The following is a 24570-nucleotide window of genomic DNA, read 5'->3' as shown; positions in this document are numbered from 1 at the left end:
GGACAAGCCCGGGCATGACGGTATGGAGGTGTGTTGGTTCGTTGGAAATACCGTATCGGTCTTTCCCGTTCCCTGCCCGCGCGCCTCCGTCAGAAGCTGCTCGTCAGCGACACCAGGAAGGTGCGCGGCGCGCCCGGGGTGATGTTGTTGTTGCCGTTCGAGGTCGGGTAGTACTTGCGGTCGAACAGGTTCTGCACGTTCAGCTGCAGCTTCACCCCCTCGGTCACCTGCGCGTAGGCGGCGGCGTCGAAGCGCGTGAAGCCCGGCAGCGTCACCGCGTTGTCGGCGGCGGCATACATGCTGCTCTGGTGGATCACGCCGACACCGGCGCCGAACATCTTCGTGAACTGGTACTTGTTCCACAGCGACACCGTGTGCCGCGGCACCAGCGCCACCTCGGAGCCGGCGAAGGCGCTTGCCGTGCGGCTGGTGATCTCCGCCTTCTGCAACGCGTAGCCGCCCATCACGCTCCACGCCTCGGTGATGTTGCCGGTCACCCCCACCTCGAAGCCGCGCGAGCGCTGGCTGCCGGTCTGCACGGTCAGCGCCGGGTTGTTCGGGGCGGGAGCGCTGGTGTTGGTGCGGTCGAGTTGGAACACCGCCGCCGTCAGCGACAGGTTCGGCCGGACGTCCCACTTGCCGCCGACCTCCAGGTTGCGGAACTTCTCCGGCTCCAGGCCCGCCGTCACGCCGGTCAGCGTCGTGAACTGGTCGCCCGACCCCGGCAGGTACGACACGCTGTAGCTGGCGTACAGCGACACCGGCTCGACCGGCTTGAACACCACGCCCAGGCGCGGCGACCACAGGCCGTCGGTGCGCTCCAGGTTCTGGCCGTTGCGGTTGTTGTGGTAGTCCACGTTGAAGCGGTCGTAGCGCAGGCCGGCGATCACCTGGATCTGCTCGGTCAGCTCGATCTGGTCCTGAACGTAGCCTGCCGCCACCGTGGCCACCGTGCGGCTGTCGGCGTCGGTGGCCGACTGGCGCCAGACCACCGGGACGAACACCGTCGGCGTGCGCAGCGGGATGTTGAACGAGGTGACGTTGCCGGGGAAGAAGCCGGTGTTGCGGAACTGGTCGGTGCGCTGGCGGCCCAGCTCGACGCCGGCCAGCAGCTTGTGCTTCACCGGCCCGGTGGTCAGGTCGAACAGCAGGTCGGTCTGGTTGAGCAGGTTCTGCCGCTGGATGGCGTGGTTGTAGGCCGACAGCGCCACCTGGGTGCCCGCCGCGTTGACCGCACCGGGGAAGACGTTCTGGTAGAACTTGTCGTAGTCGGCGAAGCGGCTGCGGTTGCGGATGGTCAGCGCGTCGGTGATCTCGTGCTCGATCAGCGCGTCCACCGTGTGCACGTTGGTCTCGGCGACGCTCAGCTCCGGATTGCCGAAGAAGGTCTTCACGTCGGTGTCCAGCGGCACCCCGCGGTAGGACGGCACGCCGCGGTCCGCCGTGCGCTCGTCGTGCACGTACTCGTAGCTCAGCTTCAGCTTGGTGCGGTCGGTGGGCGTGAAGGTCACCGTCGGGTTGACGCCCCAGCGGTCGATGCGGCCGTAGTCGCGGTAGGTGCCGGACTTCTCGATCACCCCGTTGAGCCGTGCCGCGAAGGTCTCGGTCAATGCTTGGCCGAAGTCGGCGGTGGCGCGCTTGTTGCCGAAGGAGCCGCCCTGCAGGCCGATCTCGTGCACCGGGCGGCCGTCGGCCTCCTTCAGCACGCGGTTGATCACGCCGCCGCCGCCGCCGCGGCCGAAGATCATGGCGTTCGGGCCCTTCAGCGCCTCGACCCGCTCGACGTTGTAGAGGTCGCGGAAATACTGCGCGTCGTCGCGCACCCCGTCGGTGAAGAAGTCGGCCGTGGTGCTCTGGCCGCGGATCACCAACTGGTCGCGGTTGCCCTCGCCCTGCGCCGCAGTGATGCCGGGAACGTAGCGCACCACGTCGGCCATGCCCTGCATCGCCTGGTCCTTGATCGCCGGCGCGGTGATCACGCTGATCGACTGCGGCACGTCGCGCAGCGGCGTGTCGGTCTTGGTTGCGGTCGTCGTGCGCTTGGCGACGTAGCCCTCCGACGCGCGGCCCTTCAGCGTCGCGTCCTCCACCTTCACCGGGTCGAGCACGACCGGCGCCTGCGCCGTCTCCGCCGCCGCCGCGCCGGACAGGCAGACCACGGCCAGCGCCGTCGTCCGCAGCAACCCTCCGCGCCGGGTGCGCCCGCCAGACGCCCCGATCCCGCTGATCAATCCCGTCATATCCTGCCTCTCGCCGTATCGTGACCAAACCATGCGATTGATAAGCATTTGCATGGCGTGCGGACGCATACCGGCTGGAGACAGGGCAAGGCAACAGTTATTTGCAAATGCGTCGCAATTGCGACTTAAGGAGGGTGCTACGCCGCGGCGCCGGATTCGCCGAAGCGGGCGGCCGGGTTGCCGTAGAACTCGTACGGGCCGATGTGCAGCAGCTCGCCCTCGGTGTCGAGCCAGATCTCGCCGCCCAGCGCCCGCCAGCGGTGGCAGAAGGTGTAGTCCTCGCTGAGGTAGTCGCCGGTGTCCGGGTCGATCATGCAGTCGAACAGGGCGAACTGATTCGGGCTGGTGGACGGGCGGGCGCTGGTGTGCACCGCGCGATAGCGCGTCTGCGGGTAGGCCGCGGTCATGCGCAGCACCGCCTCGCGCCGGATCATCATGAAGCCGGTGCCGGCGTACTCCGCCGTGACGAAGGCGCCGTCGCGCGTCAGGGACGCCCCGGTGCACGGGGTGCCGACGTAGCGCTGCGGCGCGGTCAGCGCCGCCTCGCCGGCGCGCACGTTCTCCAGCGCGTGGCGGTCCCACTCGATCAGCTTCAGCGGGTACATGCCGGCCACCACGTCGCGGTCGAAGGCCAGCATCCGCCAGACCTGCACCGGGCTGAAGCCGATGTCGGCGTCGATGAACAGCAGGTGCGTCGCCGTCGGCGTGTCGAGGAAGCGCGTCAGCAGCGTGTTGCGGCCGCGGGTGATCAGCGATTCGTGGTTCAGGAACTCGGCCGACACCAGGAAACCGTGGTCGCGGCCGTGGTTGAACAGCGCCATCAGGCACTGCATGTAGCGCGTCGTCACCATGCCGCCGAAGCAGGGCGTGGCGACGAACAGATGGGTGTCGGAAGACAACACGCGCATACCCCCAAGCTTGCGTGGTCGGGGAGAGGAAGGCGGCAGGCCCCTCGGGGCCTCTCAAAACACGAAGGGCCCGCCGTCGCCGGAGCATCACGCCATGATGTCGATGCCCTGCGATCCGCGCGGCGCCATGGCCGCGAACAGGCTTTGCGCGCTGGCCATGTGGCCGGTCTGCAACGCGGAGCCGAGGTCGCCCAGCAGCTCCTTGAAGCGGTCGGCGGGCGAGGTTACGGCGGTGGACGACGTGGACGACGTGGACGACGTGGACGACGTGGACGACGTGGACGACGTGGACGACGTGGACGACGTGGACGACGTGGACGTCGTGGAGGAGGTGCTGGACGACGATGACGATGACGACGTGCTGGAACTGCTGTCGCTGTCGTCCTCGAACAGCGAGCTGAGGGTCTCGTAGGCCGACTGCGCGCTCGACAGGTCACCGGAGCTCAGCGACTGGGCGAGCTGACCCATGGCGTCCTTCACCTCGTCGGACGGGCCCTGGCCGCCCGGCGGCGGTCCCGGAGGCGGGCCGCCCCGGCCGGCGCCGCCGGCGCCACCCTGCGGCGGGCCGAACTCGGCGAAGGCCTGCTGCACCTGGCTGACGTCGCCGGTCTTCAGCGCCGTGCCGACCTCGGACAGCATGGTGGACAGCGGATCCTTGCCGGTGCCGCTGGTCGAGCTGGTGCTGCTGGTGAAACTGCTGCCCTGGCGCTTGCTGGCCGTCTCGGACAGCGAGTCGTAGGCCTTTTGCGCGGCCTCCAGGTCGTTGGACTCGAGCGCCTTCTTCAGCGTGTCGATGCCCTCGCGGATCTCCTTGCCCGGGCCGGGCGGGCGGCGGTTCTGGTACTGGTAGACTTGGGATACGCTGGACGAGGATACGTCGGATATGGACATGGCGAACTCCTGCGGTCTCCGCGGACGGTTGCGCCGTCCGTCCCGGGGCGGCGCTCATTCGGTGATACGCGCCGCCCCCGTACCTCCTGCGCGGTCAGTTCGAAAATATATCTAAAATTTTATCGGAAGCCGGGACCCGGAGGAGGGCCGGGCGGGCCGTGGCGTGGCGGGCGGAACTCGGCCATGCGGCGGCGGCCCTCCGGCGACATGGCGGCGGCGGCCTCGGCGAGCGAGGCCTGCACACGCTGGCGCAGCGCGCGCTCCTGCTGGTCGGTGGTCTCGAACACCGCCAGCAGCGCCTTGGGGTCGAACGGTTCGGCCAGCAGGGCGGCGCGGATCCGCTGCGGGAAGGACTCGCGCACGTCGTGCTCGGCCTGCATGGTGGCGCGGTTGGCGTCCAGCGCCCGGCGCAGGATGACGGCGTCGTCGGGCGGCAGCGTCTCGGCGAGGCGCTGCAGGAAGCCCTCCGGCCCCGGCGGGCCGTGCGGTGGCGGCGGCGGGCGGCCGACGTGCGAGACGGCCAGGCCGGCGAAGAAGAAGTTCACCGCCAGCGAGAGCATCAGCGCGACCGGCATCCAGCGCCGGAGGGTTGTTCGAGTCATTGGTCCCACGCGAGGGAAGGGGAGGACGAGGCGACGAGGGCGGTGAAGCCGGACTCCTGGGGCGCCGTGCTCCGCCACAGGGTGACGAGTTCGAACTGGCCGAGCACGAAGCCGCAGACCCCCATCAGCGCCAGGAAGCCGGCGGCCGACCAGACCGAACGGCGGGTGCTGCCGGCAGCACCCGGGATCCAGGCGGTGGTCGGCGGGGCGAGGCGGCGTTCGATGGCGGCCAGCACGCGTTCGGCGTCGGCATCGTTCACCGCGGGGGCGGCGAGGTCCAGCCAGGCGTCGAGCACGCGGGCTTGGCCGAGCGCGCGCTGCGCGTCCTCCGACGCGGCGAGGAGCGCGCGGGCGGCGGCGCGTTCGGAAGCGGGCCAGCGCTCGATCTCGGCGCCGCAGGCCTCGGCCAGATGGCGGAACCGGTCGATGTTCATCACGACTCCTCCCCGGACGGTCCGATCAGCGGTTGCAGTTTGGCGCGCAGCACGCGGCGCGCCCTCACCAAGAGACTTTCCATGGCCGACACCGACACCTGCATGACCTCCGCCGCCTCGGCGCAGGTCAGTTCCTGATAATAGCAGAGGCTCAGCGCCGCCCGCTGCCGGTCGGGCAGGGCGGCGATCGCCGTGTCCACCGAGGCGGCCAGCTGCCGTTCCGCCACCGCCGCGTAGGCGTCGGGCGCGGGGGCGGGCAGGTCGTCGGCCTCCTCCAGCGGCGCGAAGCCACGGCGGCGGCGGTAGTCGAGGCTGCGGTTGACGACGATGCGGTACAGCCAGGTGCTGAAGCTCGCCTCCCCGCCGCGCCAGCCCTCGGCGTGGCGCCAGACGCCCAGGAAGGCGTCCTGCACCACCTCCTCGGCGTCCTGCGCGTTGCCGACGACGCGTTGCGCCAGCGCCAGGCTGCGCTTCAGGTGCCGCCGGGTCAGGGTGGCGAAGGCCGCGCGGTCGCCCGCCGCGACATCGGCCATCAAGGCCTCGTCGCTGGGTTCCCCGTCGTGCTCGCCGTTGCTCACCGCCGCCAACCGTCACCAACCCTCATGCCGCCGCATCCTACACGGACCATCGCCATCGACTACGACCCGTTAGACGCAGGGGGCGAGCGACTCCTGCGCCGTCACCCGGCATTTTTTGCCGAGCCATCCCACTGGCCCGGTACCTCTCCCATCTGCTATGGCTTGCGCCCCCGCCATGGCAGCATAGCGCGATGACCGACACCCCCTGCTTTCTCGACGTCCGCGCCTCGATCACCGGCAAGCGCTGGCAGGCGCGCGCCTTCGACGAGCGGCTGGCCTGGGCGCTGGCGCAGGGCCGCGGTCTGCCGGAGATCGTCGGGCGGGTGCTGGCGGCGCGCGGCGTGACGGAGGAGACCTGCGACGGCTTCCTCAACCCGACCCTGAAGGCGCTGATGCCCGACCCGTCGCGGTTCCGCGACATGGACGCGGCGGCGGCGCGCATCGCCCGCGCGGTGATGCAGGGGGAGAGCATCGCGGTGTTCGGCGACTACGACGTGGACGGCGCCACCTCGGCGGCGGTGCTGGTGCGCTTCCTGCGCGCGCTGGGCGTCGGGGCGCGCATCTACGTGCCCGACCGCATCGCCGAGGGCTACGGCCCCAACGCCCCGGCGCTGCTGCGCCTGCACGCCGAGGGGGTGCGGCTGGTGGTCACGGTGGACTGCGGCGTCGCCTCCTTCGCGCCGCTGGAGGCGGCGGCGGCGGCGGGGCTGGACGTCGTCGTGCTCGACCATCACGCGGCGGAGCCGCGGCTGCCGCCGGCGGTGGCGGTGGTCAACCCCAACCGGCTGGACGAGGACGGGGCGTACCGCACGCTGTGCGCGGCGGGGGTGACGTTCCTGGCGGTGGTGGCGGTGAACCGTGCGCTGCGCGAGGCCGGCTTCTACGAGGGGCGCAACCCGCCGGACCTTCTGGAATGGCTGGACCTGGTGGCGCTGGGCACGGTGTGCGACGTGGTGCCGCTGACCGGGCTGAACCGCGCGCTGGTGGCGCAGGGGCTGAAGGTGATGGCGCGGCGCACCAACACCGGGCTGGCGGCGCTGGCCGACATCGCCGGGGTGAAGGAGCGGCCGGACGCCTACCACGCCGGCTACGTCCTCGGCCCGCGCGTGAACGCCGGCGGGCGCGTCGGCTTGGCCGACCTGGGGGCGCGGCTGCTGTCCACCGACGATCCGGTGGAGGCGATGCAGCTGGCCCAGCGCCTCGATTCACACAACGGCGAGCGCCGCGCCATCGAGGCCGCGGTGCTGCAGGACGCCATCGCGCGCGTCGAGGCGCTGGCCGACCTGGAGGCGGAGCTGGTGTTCGTGGCCGGCGAGGGCTGGCACCCCGGCGTGGTCGGCATCGTCGCCTCGCGCCTGAAGGAGCGCTACAGCCGCCCGGCCTGTGTGGTGGCGCTGGAGACCCGCGACGACGGCACGGTGATCGGCAAGGCGTCGGGCCGCTCGGTGCGCGGGGTGGACCTTGGGGCGGCGGTGATCGCGGCGCGGCAGGAGGGGCTGCTGATCGCCGGCGGCGGCCACCGCATGGCGGCGGGCTTCACGGTGGCGGGCGACAAGCTGTCGGAACTGCGGGTGTTCCTCACCGCACGGATCGCCGCGCAGGTGCAGGCTGTCCCGCTGGTGCCGACGCTGGAGCTGGACGGTGCCCTGGCGGTGGGGGCGGCGACGCCGCAGCTGGTGGAGACGCTGTGCAAGCTGGGCCCGTTCGGCACCGGGAACGCCGAGCCGCGCTTCGCGCTGGCCGACGCGCGGATCGTGCGCGCCGACGTGGTGGGCGGGGCGCACGTGCGCTGCATCCTGTCGGGGAGCGACGGCGCGCGGTTGAAGGCGATCGCCTTCCGCTGCCTGGAGAGCGAGCTGGGCAAGGCGCTGCTGACCGCACAGGGGGCACCGCTGCACTTGGCCGGCGTGCTGCGGGTGGACCGCTGGAACGGGGCAGAGGGCGTGCAGTTGCTGATCGACGACGCGGCGCGGCCGGGCGGGTCGGGCGTGTGATGGAAAGGTGAATTCTCTCCTTGATTTCCGGCCCGTCGGCCGTTAGTTCTCTGCCCGTCCACGCGGTCCCCATCGTCTAGAGGCCTAGGACACCGCCCTTTCACGGCGGCGACAGGGGTTCGAATCCCCTTGGGGACGCCATTTCCCAGCAAGTCATTGATCTTGCTAGGAAAATCCAGACCGCTCCGAACCGTGTGATGCACGCCTGTGATACACACGTCGGAGGTCAAGCGTGTTACCTTCTTTCGTGATCCAGCGGCGGCGCGCATTCTTTGTGCGCGCGCGTGTTCCGGCTGAAATCGTCCCCGTATTAGGCAAAACACACGTGACCCGCACGCTCGGTACGAGCCGCGTGGAAGATGCGCGCGTCATAGCCGGCGAACGGCTATCCTCCATTCAGAGGGCTTTTGCGGAGATTCGGACGGTGACGGAGCGGCTACAGATCACGACCCTGGACGATCTCAACACCCTGCTGGATGAGCAGGTATGGACCGTCGACGTGTCGCCCGAAGCCGTCGCGCTGATGCCGCCGCAGGTCAGGGCAGCGCTGCAGCGGCGGATGAAGACGCTCAACGCAGAGGCCCAATCGGAAGTTGCGGCGACGCGGGTCGAGGCCATGGCCGTCGAATCCGAGCGCGCGCGGCTGAGCGCGGCGGCAACGGCGATCAGCGACGCTGACGCTGAGGCGGCCCGGATCGTGCTGGATGATGCGCGCTATCGGCGCCTCGCGGACGCCGTGGCGCGCCTTGAAGCGGCACCGCCGGCCACGGTCGCAGGACCGGTGGTACCGGCACTGCCGGCGGAATCGGGGCAACCGTGGCCGGACATCATCGATAGGTTCTTCGCTGACCGCCCGTCCATCGGCGCATCGGCCAAGGTGAGCCATCTGCAGGCTTTCCGGGAGTGTGAGCAGTTGATCGGGCGGAAGCCCCTGGCAGAAGTAACGAAAGCCGACATGAAGGCGTTCGCGGACCACCTCCGGGACCGTCCCATCAACAGGGTCGGTCGCACACACATGGCGCGGTCCAGCATCATCAAAATGCTGAGCCATCTGAAGGGGCTCTTCGGCTGGGCGGCAGGTGCTGGGCTCATTCCCTCGAATCCGGCTGACGGCGTACAACCGCGTTCCGAAACTCGCGAAGAGCGTGACGGGCGCGCGGCACGGCGAGCGTTGACGCCTGCGGAACTGGCACGGCTCTACGACTCACCGCTCTTCGTCGGTTGCAAGACTCGATCCCGCCGCTCGACACCCGGTCGCGAAGTCTACCGGGATGAGCCCTTTTGGTTTTTCCTGATCGCACTTCTGAGTGGTGCGCGAACCGAGGAGATCGCATCGATGCCGTCCACGCTGGCCGATGTTGGCGGAACGTTATGCCTAGATTTTAGGCACGCGACCAAGACGAGCGCTGGCGCCCGGCTGGTGCCGGTGCTGCCCGAACTGCGGCGCCTCGGCATCGAGCGGTGGTCCGCCGAACAGGTGCGGCGTGGGCGCGGGATGGTCGAGGGGCCTAATGCCTCGGCAGACTGGTCGAAGTGGCTCAACCGCTACATGGACGACATCGGTCTGGATGATCCGGCAATTGTCGCCTACAGCCTACGTCACAACTTCCGTCAGCAACTCCGCGCTGCCAAGTTGGGGGACGAGATCATGAACAAGGTGTTCGGTCACGAAGGCGAAGCCGTCGGCGACGGGTATGGGCGCGATCTGGCTCCTGACGAGGCCCGGCTTGTGGCCGAGAGCGTCAGATCGCCGGTGGACCTGACGCACCTTTACCTTTTTCGATAATCGCGTCGAACCGGCCTCGGGCATCCATCCCCCTGGAAAGACAGGCCGGTTGCTCTTTTGATTCCGGATGGCCCTGCCTCATCCTGAAGGTGCGTCGCCCCCTAGGTGAGGGGGCATTCTCGTCAGTTCATCAAGATTTCTCAATAACTTAGCGAATGCAGCCGCGTGAATTGTGTGGTGCCTTTGTGTGGGGCTCACCACCTGCGACAGGTCGTCACTGATCACCGCCCCCGCCCCCGTGGTTGAGGAGCAGCGTTCACCCCCGCGCGTGCGGGAAAAGCATGCCTATTTGGGTGAGTGGAGGAGTTTCGCTGCACTAGTTTTGCGCTTCCGCTCCGCCTTGTGAAACTGCCGACGACGTTCAGCGATCTTTTCTCGCGAGGGGGGCGCTCCGATGAAAGGGCGTGACACCGACGCACCGCTCAAGAAGGCGTAATGGGGGTCAATCAAGGATGGACTCACCTCGATCCATAGCCCATCGACCGACAACGTGATCATGTGTTGGTCGAACAGCCGGTGGACGTCCGTGCGCAGCAGAATTCCATTGTCGGAGCCGTTGTCGTCCTGACCTTCGAGGCTTCGGATATGCGCCGCGTCGAGGGCAGACCTTGTGGCAGCACCAGTTACGGCGCATCTGTTCCGGTAGTGTGTGAGCATCATGTTGCGGAAGCGCTCCTGTTCAGGTCTCCGCAATCCTGTTGCCTTCTGCCGCTCGACTGTTCCCAGCCCATCGGCTGCGGCGTCGCCGGTTTCTAGGGCCGATCCCTCCGCCTCTCCCACAACGATGCTCGTCAGGTAGTCGTCGGCTTCGAGTTCGAGCGGGGTCCACGCACGCCAGCCATTGAGTGTGAACCTCGCGCGGCCCTTGTCGATCTTACGGATACCGCCACTCGCTTCGCGAAAGATCCACGGCACACGCGGATTTCCTGTGGCAACGACGATCTCATCCAACCGTTCCAGGAATACGTTCTGGTCGTCAGTCTCTGCCGTCCCATGTCCGAAGTCACGAACACGATGGAAGTGTTCCTTATTGACCAACTCGTTCGGAAGAACGGTACGGAAGCCGTTGTCTCCCTCGGGAATCTGGACGGTCTTCAGGTGCGGAACGTAGTAGGTCTGCACGGAGCCGTCGGCGAGCGACAACAATGCATCCTGCATTACTCGCGAATGCGGGCTTTCGCGTAGCGGTGTATTAAAGCGCTCGAAGTAAGCCGCGTACACCACGGCCTTTAGGTCGTAGAGACGACCTGACCAGAGCACGAAGTGGCTGGATGCCCCATCAGCCCTCGCCTCTTTGTATTCAGCGAGGAAACGCTTGCGGCCGATCGTCCTGAACCGCGTCAAGACCTTCCTGATGTCCGCAACGGTGAGATCGTGGATGCCCGGCATCATTCCCCCAAGATTTCTCGCGCGGTGATTGTAGAGCCTCTCGAAGTCTGGTGTCAGTACCGTTCGGATACTGTTCCGAATTAAGGGGTGATTGGTTTTGAGACCCGCTGCATGGCTCGCAAGACCACAGCCACGTCGCGGGCAGCCCGCCCACCAATGCGTACACCGGTCTCCATGGATGGGCGTGGTCCTGTCCAGGTGTTGGCGCTGCCGACGTAGGCATAGTCCTCATCGGCAAGCACGATCTTCGCGTGGAACGTCTCGAATCCGGAACCGTCTGCGTCGTGCAGCATGTAGTCGACGATCTCGACCCCGAGCGCTTTCAGTCCAGGGAGGACTGCGGCGAACCGGATGGACACTACGGGCCAGTCTCGGACGACAAGCAGGCGGGCCGCCTTCATCGGATCCATACCCGCCGTGAGTGCGAAGAGTTCGGCGATCCACGCGGCCCCCGCCTCGTTTACGAACGGCATGGCAACCCCGAAGAATCGTTCCGCCTTCCGGGCAATGTCGCCGAATACGTTGTCGGTGTCGTGGAGGCGAGCCACGACTGGGCCGGACTGATCGAGTGCCCGAACGAGCGCTGACTCCCTGCCCGGCCGCGTCAAGACAACAGCGGGCTCGTCGTCATGCCGGGGCAAAGCGGCCATGTCGGCGGCTCCGCGGAGCAGCAATGGCAGTTCTGCCGGCATGGAGCCGAGTGACCGCCACTGCCAGGGGCCGGTCGCCGCAACCCAACCATAGCGGACGAAAATGGCCAGGACGTCGGGAAGCGCGCCCTGCAGGGGAACTGCGACGCCGCCAGCGCGAAAGTCCTCCAGGTCGAGGAAGCGCCCCGGACGGCTGGCAACCACCGTGGCAGCAAGCCAGGCGATGCGCAGGTTCGCTCCGAGCGCAGTCAGCAGGCCGGGCGGTGTGGCGGCGGTCACAGCCCCATTCCCCCGCCCGGTGGCAAACCGCAGGCCGGACTCGCGGCGGCAAGAGCGGCTTGGGCAACTTCGTAGTAACCGGCCAGCGTCGTCTTGTCCTGGTCCCAGTGCGGAACGCCACGCCCACCCAGGAAGGAGCGACTCAGCAGGTTGTTGCCGCACAGGCACGAGGTCTCGGGGATCATGATGCAATCCGGACATGCTCCGCCGCGCTTGTTACAGAGCGACCCGGTACCGCAACGTAGGGCTGAGGGGTGAACAAGTGTCTCAATCACTTGGTTGCCGACCGTGACCGACGAGTAGTTTCGCCACATGGCCGAAAGGTTGCCAAGGTCCATGGTCATGCCGCGTCGGTACACGACGAATGCGAGGTCGGGTACGAACAGGTGTTCACCAAACGATCCCTGGTCCAGGCCGCTCAGTTCCGCCATCACCTCGATCATCGCATGTGACAGCGTGTGCAGCAGGCTGAACACGTAGGCGTAGGGATCACGCGGGACGCTATCCTCTTTGCGGTAGGCATCGACGAAGCGGGTGAAGTTCTCAGGGATGAACCGCTCGATGAGCGGACCGCCCAGGCGTTGCCCCGGCGCCAAAGCCACGCCGACGTCATTGCGCTCCAACCAATCGCAAACCAGGGGTTCTTTGAGGCGCACGTAGAACGCCTCGTTCGACTGGCGCTGTGCGTAGATCGGATGCCGCGCGCCGCCCGGCCCCGGCGTCTGCACCTTCTGGAACAGGTTGAGTCGGACCGGCATTTCGATCTGCATCCGTTCGGTCGTCGGGTAAGGCGACGTCCTCGTGAACCCGAAGGAGTATTCGCAGATCTCGAATTCCCTCACGAGCCGCATATCCTCGATGCCGATCGCGTCGAGCCGGCGCCGGGTTTCGCGGTTCATGATCTCGACCTGCGGCGCCGTCATTCCGTCCGGGAGCAGATGCTCGTCGGGGGCGTCGACGCGCGTGCTGATGCGTCGGCCGCCCCGCCCGGTGGCGGTGGTGAGAATGCGCTCGAATTCCAAAGTCTTGTGCTCGACCGCCAGACGCATCGGATCGTACCGCTTGATAAAGCGGACCGCGTCGATACGACCGATGACTTGGTTGCGCAGCAGTGGCACATCAGCGCGCGCGACGTCGAAGTCCTCCGCCCAGTTTTCCTCATTTGTGCGCATGGCGTTCCGCAGCCCTTCCACGGTCGCCTCCATGCCGGGCTTGCCCTCAAGATCTGCGACGGCCCGAGCGATGGATTGGTAGGAAGTCCACTCATGCTCGCGCCCCTTCTGGCGCAGGATCTCAACCTTCTCTGCATCGCTGAGTGGGCGGACCGGGTAGTTGAACTGCTCAAGCAGGAAGCCATAGAGGTTCGTCTGCTGCTCTGCCCGCAGCAGGTCGATCCACCGGTTCTCCGTAAACACCAAGAGACGGTCGCCGTGAACGTAGTAGGCCACCGACGCGCGGTAGGACGTCGGCTCCATGTTGACCTCTTTGCGGACGTGCCCATTGGCGCTCGCGACCACGTCAGCACCGATTTCCTTGAGAGTGTCGTGATCCTGTTGAATCATCTCGCGTCTGGTCCGGCACGCCGGATTGGTACATTCGAAGTACCAATCTGAGAACTGCGGTCCACCACGCACCAATCGATAACGACGACTATCGCAGACTTGGCAGCGATCGTCGGTCTTTAGTCCTTCTCGGGTAACGATGCGTCGCGCCGGTGTGATTGGGTCCCAGCCGCCAGACCAGTGCACCCACACAACGTCCAACTGCTCCCAGCCGCCGTAGCATGGCCTCCCTTGGGCGCGCTCAGGACAGCCCTGGCACATCTGCTCGCGCTGGCGGGTGAACTGGGATGCATCGGGGATCGTCGCCAGAAGACCACAGGTCTTGCAGACGAACGACATCGGCTCAGGGACATAGCCCATCAGTGACGGTGCCAGGAACACGAATTGGTCGCGACTGAGGTCGAGTTGCCCGCCAACACCAACCAGCGATCGGTCGACTGCCAGCCGGATTGGTACGTCGGGCCCCGGCCCACCACGGTCGGCAGAGCGCCGCCGAGCGCGCGTCTCCCAGACCGTGGCGTACTCGCGGATCTGTTCGAAGATTTGTGTCTCGGTAAGTGCGGGCAGCCCGGCGGGCTCGGCACTTTCGGGAACAGCCACGCAGGCTCCGCGCCCGCCCTCGAACGTGAAGAAGGAACCCGGCGCATAGACCGAAGCGATCTGGCCGCGCGAGCGCGACATGGAAGGACCTTTGGCCATTTCCGCTACTCCCTCCCCTCGTCATCGTCCATCTCGGAGGCGTCAGAACCCGAATCGCCGCCGTTGCGGATGAACGCCATGATGTCGTTGATTTCATCGCTGGAGATCGGCCTGGCGCGGGCGGAGCGCCTGGCCGGAACAATCAACCCGCCTTGGTCCACGTCGCGCAGCGACGTCATCGGTGCGAACGGCAGGGCTTGGCTGGCCTTCCAGAAGCGGTGCAGTTCGGCTTGGTTGAAGTTCCCGCTGTCGACCTCGTTGACGATGTTCTGCACCTCGCGAGCAACGATGTTCCGGTAGTAGCCGGGGTCGCCCGCCGGCCACTGGGGGCCGTCCACCGCGATAGCGTCCACGATATGCGCCACCGCGCGACGAACGAATTCGTCCCGTCCGAGTTCGGCCATCTCGTTGACGATCGCCTCGATCCGGTAGAAGCGGCGCGCTAAGTGCTTTGAGCCCTCCGGCTTCTCCTTAAAGGAACGTTGGTAGAGACAGCCGACGAGCCAGTTCTGGAACAGGCTGGGGATGACGCGCTGGATGGCGCGATCGGCCCAGCGTTCCACTGCCGGTGGGGCGATCATGCGTTCTAGGAAGCGGTGGAAGGCAGCGTGCACTTCGACCACATAGCGGTCACGCCGGGCCTGCGGCGTCGGGATCAGCATCGAAAAGCCGACATGAGTGCGCCCGACGCGCGAGGAGGCTTGGATGTACTCGGCGATGTCCGACGGCAATCCGGCGAAGAACATGCTATTGAACTGCTCCACGTCCACGCCGTGCGAAATCGCCGAGGTGGCGACGATGCCACGCAGCAGTTCATCAAGCGGACGCGTGCCAACCGGAGGCGAGTTCTCGGCCCGCTTCATGATAGCCTGAATGGTCGCGGCATCGACACCGCCCGAAATGAGTTCGGTCAGCAGGGCGTAGATCGGGCTGTCCGCCTCGCGATGGACCGCCTGCACTTCCCCAACCATCGCCGCCAGCAACTGATCGCCACCCTTCTTGTTGGTGACATATGTCAAGGCAATGCGGTGCAGGTCGACGAGTTCTGCCAGCAGGTCCATGCGTCCGTGGGCCTGCGCTCCCCGCAACGCGGCCACGTGACGGTCGCGTAGCAAGCCCTCGCTCTGGAAGCGCTCCATAAGCGCATAGACCGCTGGAGCCCTGACCGGATCTAGGAGATCCCGCAGCAGCGTCGTGATGCACAAATGGAACCTCGCCAAAACCGCGACCGTTGTCGTGGTGTGCGGCCGTCCATTCGTCATTAGGGAAACGTAAACGCGCATCCATGGCGCCAGCACCTCCTGGTCGAGGAGGCGTGAAGACAATGCCGCCCGCGCCGGGTCCCCGAGGGTGGCTAGGCGGGCATAGAAGGATCGGTAGAGGCGCGGACCAGGATGGGGAAACTGCGCCACCTCCTTCTGGTACAGCGTGCCGATCTGGCGATCGGCATCGGACACCGTCGCCGAGGCTGCGATGATCTTCGGCATGCGCGGTTCGCCCGATCCCGGCACCCGCGCGACCCGGTTCCCCAGCAGGCCCGCCAAGTAACGGAACCAAGTCGTTAGGGTCGTCTCGAACAGCGCCGAGAACGTGCCGAGCGACTCCTCTAGCAGATGTCCCTCGTCCTGGATGCAAATGCTCGGGAACGGGTCGTGGAAGATCTCGTCTGCATCCACATCGTAAGCAGGGCGCACCCGGCGCAATCCGCGCGGCGGCGGTTCCCTGAGGGTGTCTGGGTCATCGGGACTTTCCAGCAGCCCGGACGTCGGATCGTACCAGCGCGCTAGGCCGAACATCCCCGTGATCTTGTTGATCGTGCTCTGGTGATTGCCGATCATCGCCAACTTGTCCACGGTGCCAAGGAGCACCGCCGGAGCCCTCCGGTAGATGTCGGAATCGACCAGGAGGAACGGCAGCGCCTCGGGTGCCGCGTGCGCGGCATTCCATGCGCAATCGTCCGCGTTCGTGCAGACGATGCCAAGACGGTTGGCCTGTGCCGGAAACAGGCGGAGCACGGTCTGACTGCCGCAAAACGGGCAGACCGGGAGTTTGTTGTAGGCGAGCGAGCGCTCAACGTATCCGGGGACGGTACGAAGCGCAGCCTCGCTGCGGGTGTCCGTGACCGGCGGGATGGATCGCAGGTCATCGATCACCGAACTGCCGGACATAGTGCGATTCGGCGTGTTGCTTGACCCAACCCAGAAGCCGATCTCGAATGGCGCGCAGTCGGTTCCCGCAATATCCGGGATCGACCGGCGGACCAATTCGGCGTGCGTCAGCGTGCGGGCTAGGCGCTGCGATTGCTGAAGGGTCAGAAGCCGCAGTGGGTAGCGGATCAGCGCCGTGATGCCGCGCCGCTTGCCGCGCAGGCGGTCGAGGAACAGGGCGAAGATCAGGACGCCGAAGAAGGCTTCCGATTTGCCGCCGCCCGTAGAAAAATAGAGAAGCGTCGCCCGCCCCTCATGCTCCGGGTGGTAGAAGTTCCATTCGGGATCCGGGCCCTGGAATTCCGGCATGCGCGAGGCCAAACAGGGGATATGGGCCACCACAAATGCCATCTGGAACAGACGCCATGTGGTGTGCCCCTTGCTGCGGCCGGCGTTCGCGAAAGTACGGTTCAGCGCCAGCCAAGCGCGGAATGGAAATGCCCTCGGGGCAGCCGGATCCGTGACGTACACTGCCCGCGACCGTCGCAGGAGCAAGGCGCCTCTGCGGATGGCGGCACATTCGTCTCGCCATGCCCTCAGGTCGCGGTCAAGGCGGTTGCGCTCACGGTCGCGTGCCGCAGCATCCTCCGGCGGGATTCCCTCAGTTGGATCGAGATGAACGATCCCCTGGGGACCATCGATCCAGTCCTCCATGGCCGACACCAGAACGTCCAGGCCATCAAGGCCGGTCTCGGCATCCGTGGAAAGGGTCTCGTAGTCGACGACGACACCAGGAACGTCGTTAGGAACGATGCGCGGTTGGACCCAGCGTGGCATCCAGGTGCTGTCCAGCACCTCCAGTCCGTCACCGGTCCGAACATCGTGAATCACGCCGCCATTCACACCGATCGCGGGCTGGCTCAAGTAGCCGGCGAGGTGGTAGGACGGCTTGACACGTTCCATCGACATCTGCAGGAGAACACCCGGTGGTAGGGCAACCTGCACGCCGGTTTGGAAAAGGCCGAACTCTCGGTCGACGGCTTGGCGTGGATCTGGAAGGCTGGTCTGGTTTTCCAGCGCCACACGCACGTTCAGGCGGTCCGGATCAAAGGGATCTGGAGCCGCATCCACGTCGAGGAACGGCACCAGCCCCGGATTAAGGTCGAGCGGATCCGGGTTGGGTAGGCGGCGGCGTACCTGGTCGAGCCAGCCGTTCCAAGACGTCTGGTCACGGTAGTCGCTCGGCTTCAGCAGCCCCTTCCGCCACCCCCACAGACGGCCCTCCTCAGTCTGTGTCCAGTTCGCGATTGCGGCCGTCACCCACCCGACTAGGCGCTCGTTGTAAGCGTCAAGGTGGCTGCCGAAGTTCGGGTCCGTCAGGTCGGCCTCGAAGGGCTCGGTCGCGATCTCCAGACGCTTCCACTTGAACGGCGTGGGTTCGCCGACGGCCAAGTCGTCGGGAATCACATGCCCGCTGCCGCCGATGGTCAGGCGTGCGGTGCGCTCAGCGATGCCGTTCTCCTGTGCCGGTGCCTCCTCCTGAGCGTCCGTGCTCTGCGCCGCGCCAGCATTTGCCTCACCGCCTTCAACAATGCCGTCGTCGAGAGCGCCGTCGCCGACCGCCACATCATCCGCAGGAGACGCATCCCCGTTGCCGTCGTTGGCGTCCCGTAGACGTATATTGAATTCGTTGCACATCACGTCCACCGTGATCGCGTTGCGTCGCTCCCGGTAAGCCGCAGACCCCTCGCGCTCGGCCGGTTTCGTCGCCGTCATACGTTCGCGGATCCGCCGCACAATGGCGCGCTCGATCTCCGGCTTGAGACGCGTGCGCGGCAGCAGGTCCCAGCGGCGGGCCGCATCGGGGCTGAACAGATCGTCGGCGGTTGGCAGGAGGCGTACGTAGACCGAAAGGCGGGGTCGCACGAGGAACTTGGCCAGCGCGCGATCGACCTGGAAATCCATGCCGTGGGCAGCGATGCGGATGTCCGTGGTGTCGTCAACACCAGCGGCGTTGAAGCGCGGCAGCAGGAAGCCGGTCACCAGTTTGCGGCTCGGCAGCGCACCATAGATCACTTCGCCGAATTCCGCCTCGCCGGCGCAGCGGGCGTAAGTGAGACCGAGTAGGGCGTCGACCACGGCCTCTTTCAGTTCGATGGCTTCATCGCGGTTCGGGTAGGCGGGCGGCGTCATGATTTAATCCCCCCTTTCTTCGGCTCGATGATGCGGGAACCGACGACGAGCGACACGTCATCGAGAACGTCCCGCCACAGGGCGGCAAGTTCCTCTTCCTGGCCGGCAGCCTTCGCCAGCGTGGTATCCGGGTCCATGAGGAAGTGGACGTAACGGCGATGGAACCCCAGACCTTCCGAGATATTGAAGCGCCGCGAGATGTGGATGCCATCGCGCCACAGCGTATCGATGAGGGCCGGCTGGATGCCGATCGCTTTGGCGAAGGCGCGGTAGCGGGTTAGATCGCGAGGCGCGTTCGGTACGCCGTCGTCGGCAGTCGGGTCGACGGCCAGCCAACGCCGCACGTTGTCGAGGTCAGAATCCGTGAACCGAGCGCCGTCAGCCCGCAAGAGCATGTTCAGCACATGCCGCGCCTTCTCGGTTCGGCTCCTGCCGGGTATCCGTTCTCGCGCGCTTGCAACTTCGTCATGGTAGAGGCGCAGAACCGCTGAGGTATTGCCCCGACGCGCGAAGGTCTTGCGTAACCGCTCCATCAGCGGTGGGCTCAGCACCAGCATGCGGCTGCCGACCTCCACCTCGGACGCATGACAGCGGCGGAACGGCTGGAGGTCGTCGTCCGTCAGCAGCAGGGCGTCGCTGTTCGGACGGTAGCGCACCTTGAAACTACTGCTGACGGTCAATTCAACGATCGGCCCGTCGTACCGCTGTCCCTCGTCCCGCGTGAAGTCCAGCGTTCGGGAAATTGGAAGAGGAACATCAATCTCCAGGGATGGATCAGGCAACTGATCCTGCCGATCCGAGATCTGGTCCAGCAGGCTCCGGACACGCTCGGCAACGCGTTCAAGACCGGGAACGCCCGTAATGCCCGCTAGGTCGGCGGCGACAAGACCAATGCCGGCCGCATCGTCCAGAAGGAGGAACGTTGCATCGGTATCCGGCATCAACAGCACCTTGCGGACTTCCTCCAGCCGCGGCTGCACCAGAGCGACCCGCTTGACGCCTGAAGACCGTTGGGCGGCTTGGCGCAAAGCGTCGCCCAGCAGGTGCCGGCTCACAATCTGTACCTTGTCCTCCATGCGCAGGCTGAGGTCCTGTCCGTTGCGATCGGCAGCCAGCCGCGCCTCAAGGAATTCGACGGCTTCGGCGCTTGGCAGAACTATGATTGATTTGGTGGACTTGCGCGTTAGTTCTTCCAGCAGTTTGTCCAGCGTCCGGCTGATTGGCGTGCTGGTCTGTAGATCGGCAAGGAAACGCCGAATCAGTTCGCCGTATGCCAGAATCTGCTGAGCGAAAGCGGGGACGCGCGCTGCAGCGTCCGAGAGGTCCGCTAGGACCTTCGCCTCAAAGTACTGGGACGCCAACGTCTCCGGTATCTCGCCTTCCTCGTTCGCCCGATCACGGCGTAGAACCATCTGAGCGGCGCGCAGCCCGCACGGCAGCCCAACGGCTCGGCGGACGAAGCCGTAGGCGCGACGGACATGGGAGGAGGCCTGCAGGCCATCGCTTCCATACTCTTGCAGTTCGCGGACGGCGCCCAGCGTCATGTCGCGTAGTGCCATCAATGAAACGTCTTTCAGATACACGGAGACGTTCAGCGGGTGCAGCGGCGACGTGCTTTGCGACTCGCTGCCTCCCAGCGTAGCACCATCCTCAGTCAGCACACCGATCAGACGGGCAGGACTACGTTCCGCTGCCGTCGCACCGCGCCGCCGGGCGCGCAGACGGTTTGAAACGATCTCGCGGGCCGTCTTGGCGACGAAGGGGCTCTCGGTTATCACCAGCGTCGGCGGTGCGACGACCACATTTGCATCCAAATGGTCGAGGAACGTCGTGAGGCGCTTCCCCCAATCCACGCCCAGCGCATCACGCCCCCGACGGGTAAGATCGATCATCACGACATCAATGGGACGCTTGCGAAGGGCCTCAGTCCTGAGCAGCGGCAGCCAACGTTTGGGAGATTCGCCTGGAATGGTGAAGAGACGGAACGGGCAGAAGACCGGGTCAGCAGCCATTTCTGCGAGGCGATCGGCCGGAACCCCTTCCTCAAACAGGGCCGTCCAGTTACGCATGCGATGCAGCAGGCGGGCTTCCGCGGTCGGGTAGTCAGTACCGGCTTCATCCGGTTCGAAGATGGGGAACAACTCCGACAGTCTCGGGTGACGCACCGATACAGGAACCGATTGCCGCCGAGTTCCGTGGCGGCGGGACGGCGGACGGATGGCGTCGCGCAGACGAACCATCATCAGATCCCATGCGTACAAGGAAACCGTGTCGGGATTGTCCCACGATCGACCGCTCAGGCGCTCGGCCTCCGCATGGCTCGTCAACCGGCGGCGGGATATGTCGGCGACCACCTCGCGGTCTAATAGCAGATTGCGCGTGACCGCACCGACGGACGGACGCCCCGGAAAGTAGAGAGTAGTCAAGGTCGGCACGGTGCATGCCCCACTACCCCCGTTACCTTTCTCACGGGTAGGGATCTGCAACTGGCGGCGCAACGCTTCTAGGCAGTGCAGAGCGAACTGGCTCTGTGGACGGTCAGGCCAGGAAATCAAAACCGTATCCAGGTTCCTGCCAGCGGTACTCGCCAGGACGTCCAGCATGTCCCTGGTGGCAATCCCTATGCCAAGGCGTTCGTCGGGAGCGCCAGCGCGCATGAACAGCGGTGTCAGCAAGACGTCGCAACGCGTCGCCGGCCCTCCCATCGAAGAGGATGGCTTCGACGTTGCCGTTCCACCCTGCGTGGTCGGACCGACGGCGCGATCGATCAAAGACGATCCTTGTGACGTCATCGGCGCTCGCTTCCTCTCCTGTAGTAGTGTGCCACTGGATTTGGATCCTTCGGCACCCCGACTACGCGCGGCTCTGGCGTGCCGTGTTCGAGATCGCTTCAAAGGTGGCTCCCGGCGAAGGTGCGTCCGCTCGCCGTGCTTTCCTCCAACGCGTCTTCCACGTCGCAGCCGCGGCGCAGGGCTTCTTCGAAAGCATCTGGATCGGGTAGCGGCGTTTGCGCCAGCAGGCGCGCGGAGACGTTCACTGATCCGGACATCGCGGCAAACGTTGCATTCACGGCAGCCGAGTTCAGCACAGCCGCGATCACCGCCGGATCAAAGCGGGCCATCGGACCGGGAACCACCTGGACAACGTGGTTCTCGCCGACAAAGCCGCCGTACCGCTCTAGGAACGCCTGCGGTACCGCAGCGGCGAACAGCCGTCGCTTCTGTTTGCTGTTGCTGGTGCGCTGAACGAGCACGCATGGGGTCCGTACGATGGCTGCTGCATTGTCGGCAATTTCAAGGAATGCCGCCCTCCCACTGCCCCGCAAGGCATCGAAATCGAAGGACCCGTCATGACGGATGCATTTCTCCCAAACCAACGGGAAACGCCCCTTCCGCAGCCGTTCGTGTGGCTCACCGGGACCGCGATGGGGAACGTGCGCGCCGACGCCCACCTTCCATCCCCAGGTTATCAGGTTGGAGGAAGAGGCACTCCCCGGCAGCCCTAGTCCGTCGCCCTTGGCCCGGTAGCCAGTCGTCCGCTCGCGGAAGATCCAAGGCGCATTTCCGGCATCAGGAATGGCAACCTCCCATCCTTCGCGTCGCCCCTCGGTTTCCGATAGCCATGCCGATGCGGGAAAAGCACCCCTCGCGCGGGAAGCCCCCTTCTTGCGCAGGATGAGCAGACAGGTGTCCTGCTGCACGTCGACGAACACACCATGCCGCTCCTGAACGCGATCGATGCGCTCGACCCACGCAAGTTCGAGCACCCGTTCCCGGAACCGCGCAAAGTACGGCCCTCCGAGGAAGCCGGAAGGAATTACAAACGCCAGCAGGCCGCCTGGGCGCAATCGCTCCAGCGATTCGCGCACGAACACCGTGTAAAGGTTCAGCGCACCGCTCACGATGTCGGCATGGCGTTCATAGAGCGCACTCGCCCGCCGGCGGGACAGTTTGCCGTAGGGCGGATTGCCGACGATCACGTCAAAAGGTTCGCAGACCTCCATCGCAAGAGCGTCGGCGCACGTAACGATCCGAGTAGACAATTCAGATGCTTCAGTGTCTGAGACTCCGAACCTGTTCACGAGACGGTGACGCAAAAAGGCCTGAGACAGGGCGGCCAGCCCAGTATCGATTTCGACGCCTCGCAGCCGCTCTACCAGCACAGAAGTTGGAAGGCCGGCCATGCGACTGGCGAGCGGAGACACGAATGCCGCTCCTCCGGAGGCGGGATCAAGAACGCGATGCCGCGACCAATCAGCACCGCATTCTTCTGCAACATCCAGCAAAGTCTTGGCAAGCCACGGCGGCGTGAAAAATGCCGCTAGTTCACTTTGGCGGTCTTTGCCAATGATCTTTGTGTAGAGCGAGGAAACAATGTATTCAACCTGGTCCGCATTTAGGCCGCTTAAGGCCGCATCAACGCGCCTACTACAGGACACATACTCTCTTCGAGCCATCGTCTCGAAGATTTCCAGGCAAATCCGCTCTGGGCTTTCAACAGAATCCGCCAAGCGCGCGTATTCATGAGCCAGGAATTCATTGATCGCCTGCCGACTCATTCAAAGAACCTCTGCAAGCACCGCAATATATGCCGCATCTGTGTGGCCGATTCTCTCGGTCGACGATGATGGGACACGCAAGGAGGGAGGGAATGGCGCTGGAAGCAATACAGGATCTGTACGAGTGTCCCCCATCACCATCCGAGTCAATGCCTGGCTTGTGATCCTTTTTGAGCCAGGGTAATCTGTCGTTGCGAAAAAGTCCCGCAAATTTCTAAAATTTCGGCGCTCACGGTGCTGGCTGAAGCCAACGCATACCAGAGCCCATCACCTTCTTCGTGCACTGCGGACACCGACATGCTGCCTTGGGTGCTTGGCTCCGGCACCCGCCCTGCGCGGGCGCTGTGGCCCGCATCCTGACTTGGAGGGGCGCCGCCACTTCGTCTTGAGAGGGTTTACCCATGCGATACGTACTGATGAGACGCCAAGCGTGTCTTATTTGGGTTTTTTCTGGATTTCGAGACGACTTATGATGCGGGTCTAAGCCCATCCGAGACACAGGGGCGCATCATGGCGAAGATCGGCTACGCTCGCGTCAGCTCGACCGACCAAGACCTTTCCATCCAGTTCGCCGCCTTGGAGGCGGCGGGTTGCACTGTGATCCGCTCCGAGAAGGTGACCGGCACCAGCACCGCGGGCCGCACGGAGCTGAAGACCGTGTTGGATTTCATCCAGGCCGGTGATGAGTTGGTGGTCACGCGGATCGACCGACTGGCCCGATCCATTGCCGATTTGCAGGACGTGGTGCGCACGTTAAGGGCCAAGGGCGCCGCCCTTCGGGCTCTGCAACAGCCCATCGACACTGGCACCGCGGCTGGCAAGGCGTTCCTCGACATGCTGGGTGTGTTCGCCGAGTTCGAGACAAACCTGCGGAAGGAGCGGCAGATGGAGGGGATCGCCAGGGCCAAAGCGGACGGGGTCTATAAGAGCCTATTCCAGTAGGGATCAGGTTTCGCCTGCTCTGTTGACCCTCCGTGCCGGAATGCACTGGAGGGTCAACAGATCAGGCGCTGCATACTCCCTACCGGAATAGGTTCTAAGTAGTCGCGTCCGACGTTGGTGAAGACGCCGCCGCAGCTGCCGCAGAGCACTTTGCCGGTCAGCACGTGCAGCGGCCGCCGGCGCTTCCAGAATTCGCTCTCCACGATCTTGGCCACGGTGCCGCTCTGGCGGATGCCGTCCAGGCGCGCCTGCACCGCCTCCCACAGCTCCTGGTCGACGATGCGCAACTCCGGCACCGGGCGTTCCGTCACTGGCGCCTGGTCGGTCACCCGCGACACACGCTTGCGGCTGTCGGGATCGAGGACGTACTCCAGCTTGCCCCACTGCCGCAGCCCGATGTACAGGCGGTTGCGCAGGATGCCGGTGGCACGGCGATGGTTGCCGCGGATCGTCGTGTCGCGTCACGGCTTGCCCGACGGGCCAGGGATGCCGTCGTCGTTCAGGTGCTGGGCGATGGCGCGCGGCGAGTGGCCGGCGGCGAACTCCCGGAAGATGCGGCGCACCACGTCGGCCTCCTCGGGCACGACGGCCATGCCGCCGCGCACGGCGCGGCCGCCCGGCCCGATCTCGTGCACCGTGTAAAGGCCGGATGAAGTTTCCCCAAAACGGGCGGGCGAAAAATCCCCAGATGGTTGGCGGAGTCAAGGATCGGCGGCTG

Annotated in this window: 14 protein-coding genes, 1 tRNA gene and 2 pseudogenes; 4 read left to right on the top strand and 13 right to left on the bottom strand. The window is 65.6% G+C overall.

The window, feature by feature from the left end; translation table 11 throughout:
* Positions 1 to 89: 89 nt before the first annotated feature.
* The 6 genes from TSO221_RS32020 to TSO221_RS31995 all read right to left on the bottom strand — a co-directional run bounded on the left by TSO221_RS32020 (position 90) and on the right by TSO221_RS31995 (position 5608).
* The gene (locus TSO221_RS32020; RefSeq protein ID WP_109122534.1) at positions 90 to 2240 is read right to left on the bottom strand and encodes a TonB-dependent siderophore receptor; all 2151 of its coding nucleotides are present in this window, start codon (positions 2238 to 2240) and stop codon (positions 90 to 92) included.
* A 137-nt stretch (positions 2241 to 2377) separates the two neighbouring features.
* Positions 2378 to 3142: a hypothetical protein gene (locus TSO221_RS32015; protein ID WP_247878368.1), complete on the bottom strand. Its 765-nt coding sequence runs from the start codon at positions 3140 to 3142 to the stop codon at positions 2378 to 2380.
* Between the two features lie 93 nt (positions 3143 to 3235).
* On the bottom strand, positions 3236 to 4039 hold the full coding sequence (locus tag TSO221_RS36165; RefSeq protein WP_199229719.1) for a hypothetical protein: 804 nt from the start codon (positions 4037 to 4039) through the stop codon (positions 3236 to 3238).
* Between the two features lie 119 nt (positions 4040 to 4158).
* Positions 4159 to 4641: a periplasmic heavy metal sensor gene (locus tag TSO221_RS32005; RefSeq protein WP_109122532.1), complete on the bottom strand. Its 483-nt coding sequence runs from the start codon at positions 4639 to 4641 to the stop codon at positions 4159 to 4161.
* Positions 4638 to 5075: a hypothetical protein gene (locus TSO221_RS32000; protein ID WP_109122531.1), complete on the bottom strand. Its 438-nt coding sequence runs from the start codon at positions 5073 to 5075 to the stop codon at positions 4638 to 4640. Before TSO221_RS32000 ends, TSO221_RS32005 begins: the two co-directional genes overlap by 4 nt.
* Positions 5075 to 5608 carry an RNA polymerase sigma factor gene (locus tag TSO221_RS31995; protein ID WP_109122547.1) on the bottom strand — a complete coding sequence of 178 codons (534 nt, stop codon included), beginning with the start codon at positions 5606 to 5608 and terminating at the stop codon, positions 5075 to 5077. Before TSO221_RS31995 ends, TSO221_RS32000 begins: the two co-directional genes overlap by 1 nt.
* Before the next feature lie 236 nt (positions 5609 to 5844).
* On the opposite strand from TSO221_RS31995, the gene recJ reads away from it, so the two are divergent.
* The 3 genes from recJ (at position 5845) to TSO221_RS31980 (ending at position 9433) form a co-directional block, all read left to right on the top strand.
* Entirely contained in the window at positions 5845 to 7647 is a 1803-nt protein-coding gene (gene recJ, locus TSO221_RS31990; protein WP_109122530.1) for a single-stranded-DNA-specific exonuclease RecJ, read from the top strand.
* A gap of 65 nt (positions 7648 to 7712) precedes the next feature.
* Positions 7713 to 7788 (top strand) — tRNA-Glu (locus TSO221_RS31985).
* Between the two features lie 91 nt (positions 7789 to 7879).
* Positions 7880 to 9433, top strand: coding sequence for a DUF6538 domain-containing protein (locus tag TSO221_RS31980; RefSeq protein ID WP_348770300.1), 1554 nt, complete (start codon positions 7880 to 7882; stop codon positions 9431 to 9433).
* Positions 9434 to 9718: 285 nt separating this feature from the next.
* On the opposite strand, the gene TSO221_RS31975 is transcribed toward TSO221_RS31980, so the two are convergent.
* From TSO221_RS31975 to TSO221_RS31950, 6 genes are all read right to left on the bottom strand, one after another.
* Positions 9719 to 10825 (bottom strand): HNH endonuclease, encoded by a 1107-nt coding sequence (locus tag TSO221_RS31975; RefSeq protein WP_109122528.1) that lies wholly within the window; start codon positions 10823 to 10825, stop codon positions 9719 to 9721.
* A gap of 77 nt (positions 10826 to 10902) precedes the next feature.
* Positions 10903 to 11751, bottom strand: a complete 849-nt coding sequence (locus tag TSO221_RS31970; protein ID WP_109122527.1) for a hypothetical protein — start codon at positions 11749 to 11751, stop codon at positions 10903 to 10905.
* A complete protein-coding gene (locus TSO221_RS31965) occupies positions 11748 to 14012 on the bottom strand; it encodes a hypothetical protein (protein ID WP_146208975.1) in 2265 nt (754 codons plus the stop codon). Before TSO221_RS31965 ends, TSO221_RS31970 begins: the two co-directional genes overlap by 4 nt.
* Positions 14013 to 14017: 5 nt before the next feature.
* Positions 14018 to 18352: a helicase-related protein gene (locus TSO221_RS31960; RefSeq protein WP_109122525.1), complete on the bottom strand. Its 4335-nt coding sequence runs from the start codon at positions 18350 to 18352 to the stop codon at positions 14018 to 14020.
* A complete protein-coding gene (locus TSO221_RS31955; RefSeq protein WP_158284272.1) occupies positions 18349 to 21123 on the bottom strand; it encodes a hypothetical protein in 2775 nt (924 codons plus the stop codon). The genes TSO221_RS31960 and TSO221_RS31955 overlap by 4 nt, the downstream gene beginning before the upstream one ends.
* 119 nt (positions 21124 to 21242) lie before the next feature.
* The gene (locus tag TSO221_RS31950; protein WP_109122523.1) at positions 21243 to 22910 is read right to left on the bottom strand and encodes an N-6 DNA methylase; all 1668 of its coding nucleotides are present in this window, start codon (positions 22908 to 22910) and stop codon (positions 21243 to 21245) included.
* 510 nt (positions 22911 to 23420) lie between these two features.
* Between TSO221_RS31950 and TSO221_RS31945 the strand changes: the two are divergent.
* Positions 23421 to 23834 (top strand): annotated as a pseudogene (locus TSO221_RS31945) (recombinase family protein); the annotation flags it as partial.
* A gap of 71 nt (positions 23835 to 23905) precedes the next feature.
* Here the strand turns inward: TSO221_RS31945 and TSO221_RS31940 are convergent.
* Positions 23906 to 24445: pseudogene (locus TSO221_RS31940) on the bottom strand (recombinase family protein).
* Between the last annotated feature and the right edge of the window lie 125 nt (positions 24446 to 24570).

The sequence above is a fragment of the Azospirillum sp. TSO22-1 genome (genome assembly GCF_003116015.1).
GTDB lineage: Bacteria > Pseudomonadota > Alphaproteobacteria > Azospirillales > Azospirillaceae > Azospirillum.
Note: the sequence above shows the minus strand (reverse complement) of the source record. Positions and strands in the feature narration are given on the sequence as shown.

Bases quoted from the DNA above. Each gene is read 5' to 3' on its own strand.
- TSO221_RS32020 (WP_109122534.1), bottom strand. From the start codon at position 2,240: ATGACGGGATTGATCAGCGGGATCGGGGCGTCTGGCGGGCGCACCCGG.
- TSO221_RS36165 (WP_199229719.1), bottom strand. From the start codon at position 4,039: ATGTCCATATCCGACGTATCCTCGTCCAGCGTATCCCAAGTCTACCAG.
- TSO221_RS32005 (WP_109122532.1), bottom strand. From the start codon at position 4,641: ATGACTCGAACAACCCTCCGGCGCTGGATGCCGGTCGCGCTGATGCTC.
- TSO221_RS32000 (WP_109122531.1), bottom strand. From the start codon at position 5,075: ATGAACATCGACCGGTTCCGCCATCTGGCCGAGGCCTGCGGCGCCGAG.
- TSO221_RS31995 (WP_109122547.1), bottom strand. From the start codon at position 5,608: ATGGCCGATGTCGCGGCGGGCGACCGCGCGGCCTTCGCCACCCTGACC.
- recJ (WP_109122530.1), top strand. From the start codon at position 5,845: ATGACCGACACCCCCTGCTTTCTCGACGTCCGCGCCTCGATCACCGGC.
- TSO221_RS31975 (WP_109122528.1), bottom strand. From the start codon at position 10,825: ATGATGCCGGGCATCCACGATCTCACCGTTGCGGACATCAGGAAGGTC.
- TSO221_RS31965 (WP_146208975.1), bottom strand. From the start codon at position 14,012: ATGGCCAAAGGTCCTTCCATGTCGCGCTCGCGCGGCCAGATCGCTTCG.
- TSO221_RS31960 (WP_109122525.1), bottom strand. From the start codon at position 18,352: ATGACGCCGCCCGCCTACCCGAACCGCGATGAAGCCATCGAACTGAAA.
- TSO221_RS31950 (WP_109122523.1), bottom strand. From the start codon at position 22,910: ATGAGTCGGCAGGCGATCAATGAATTCCTGGCTCATGAATACGCGCGC.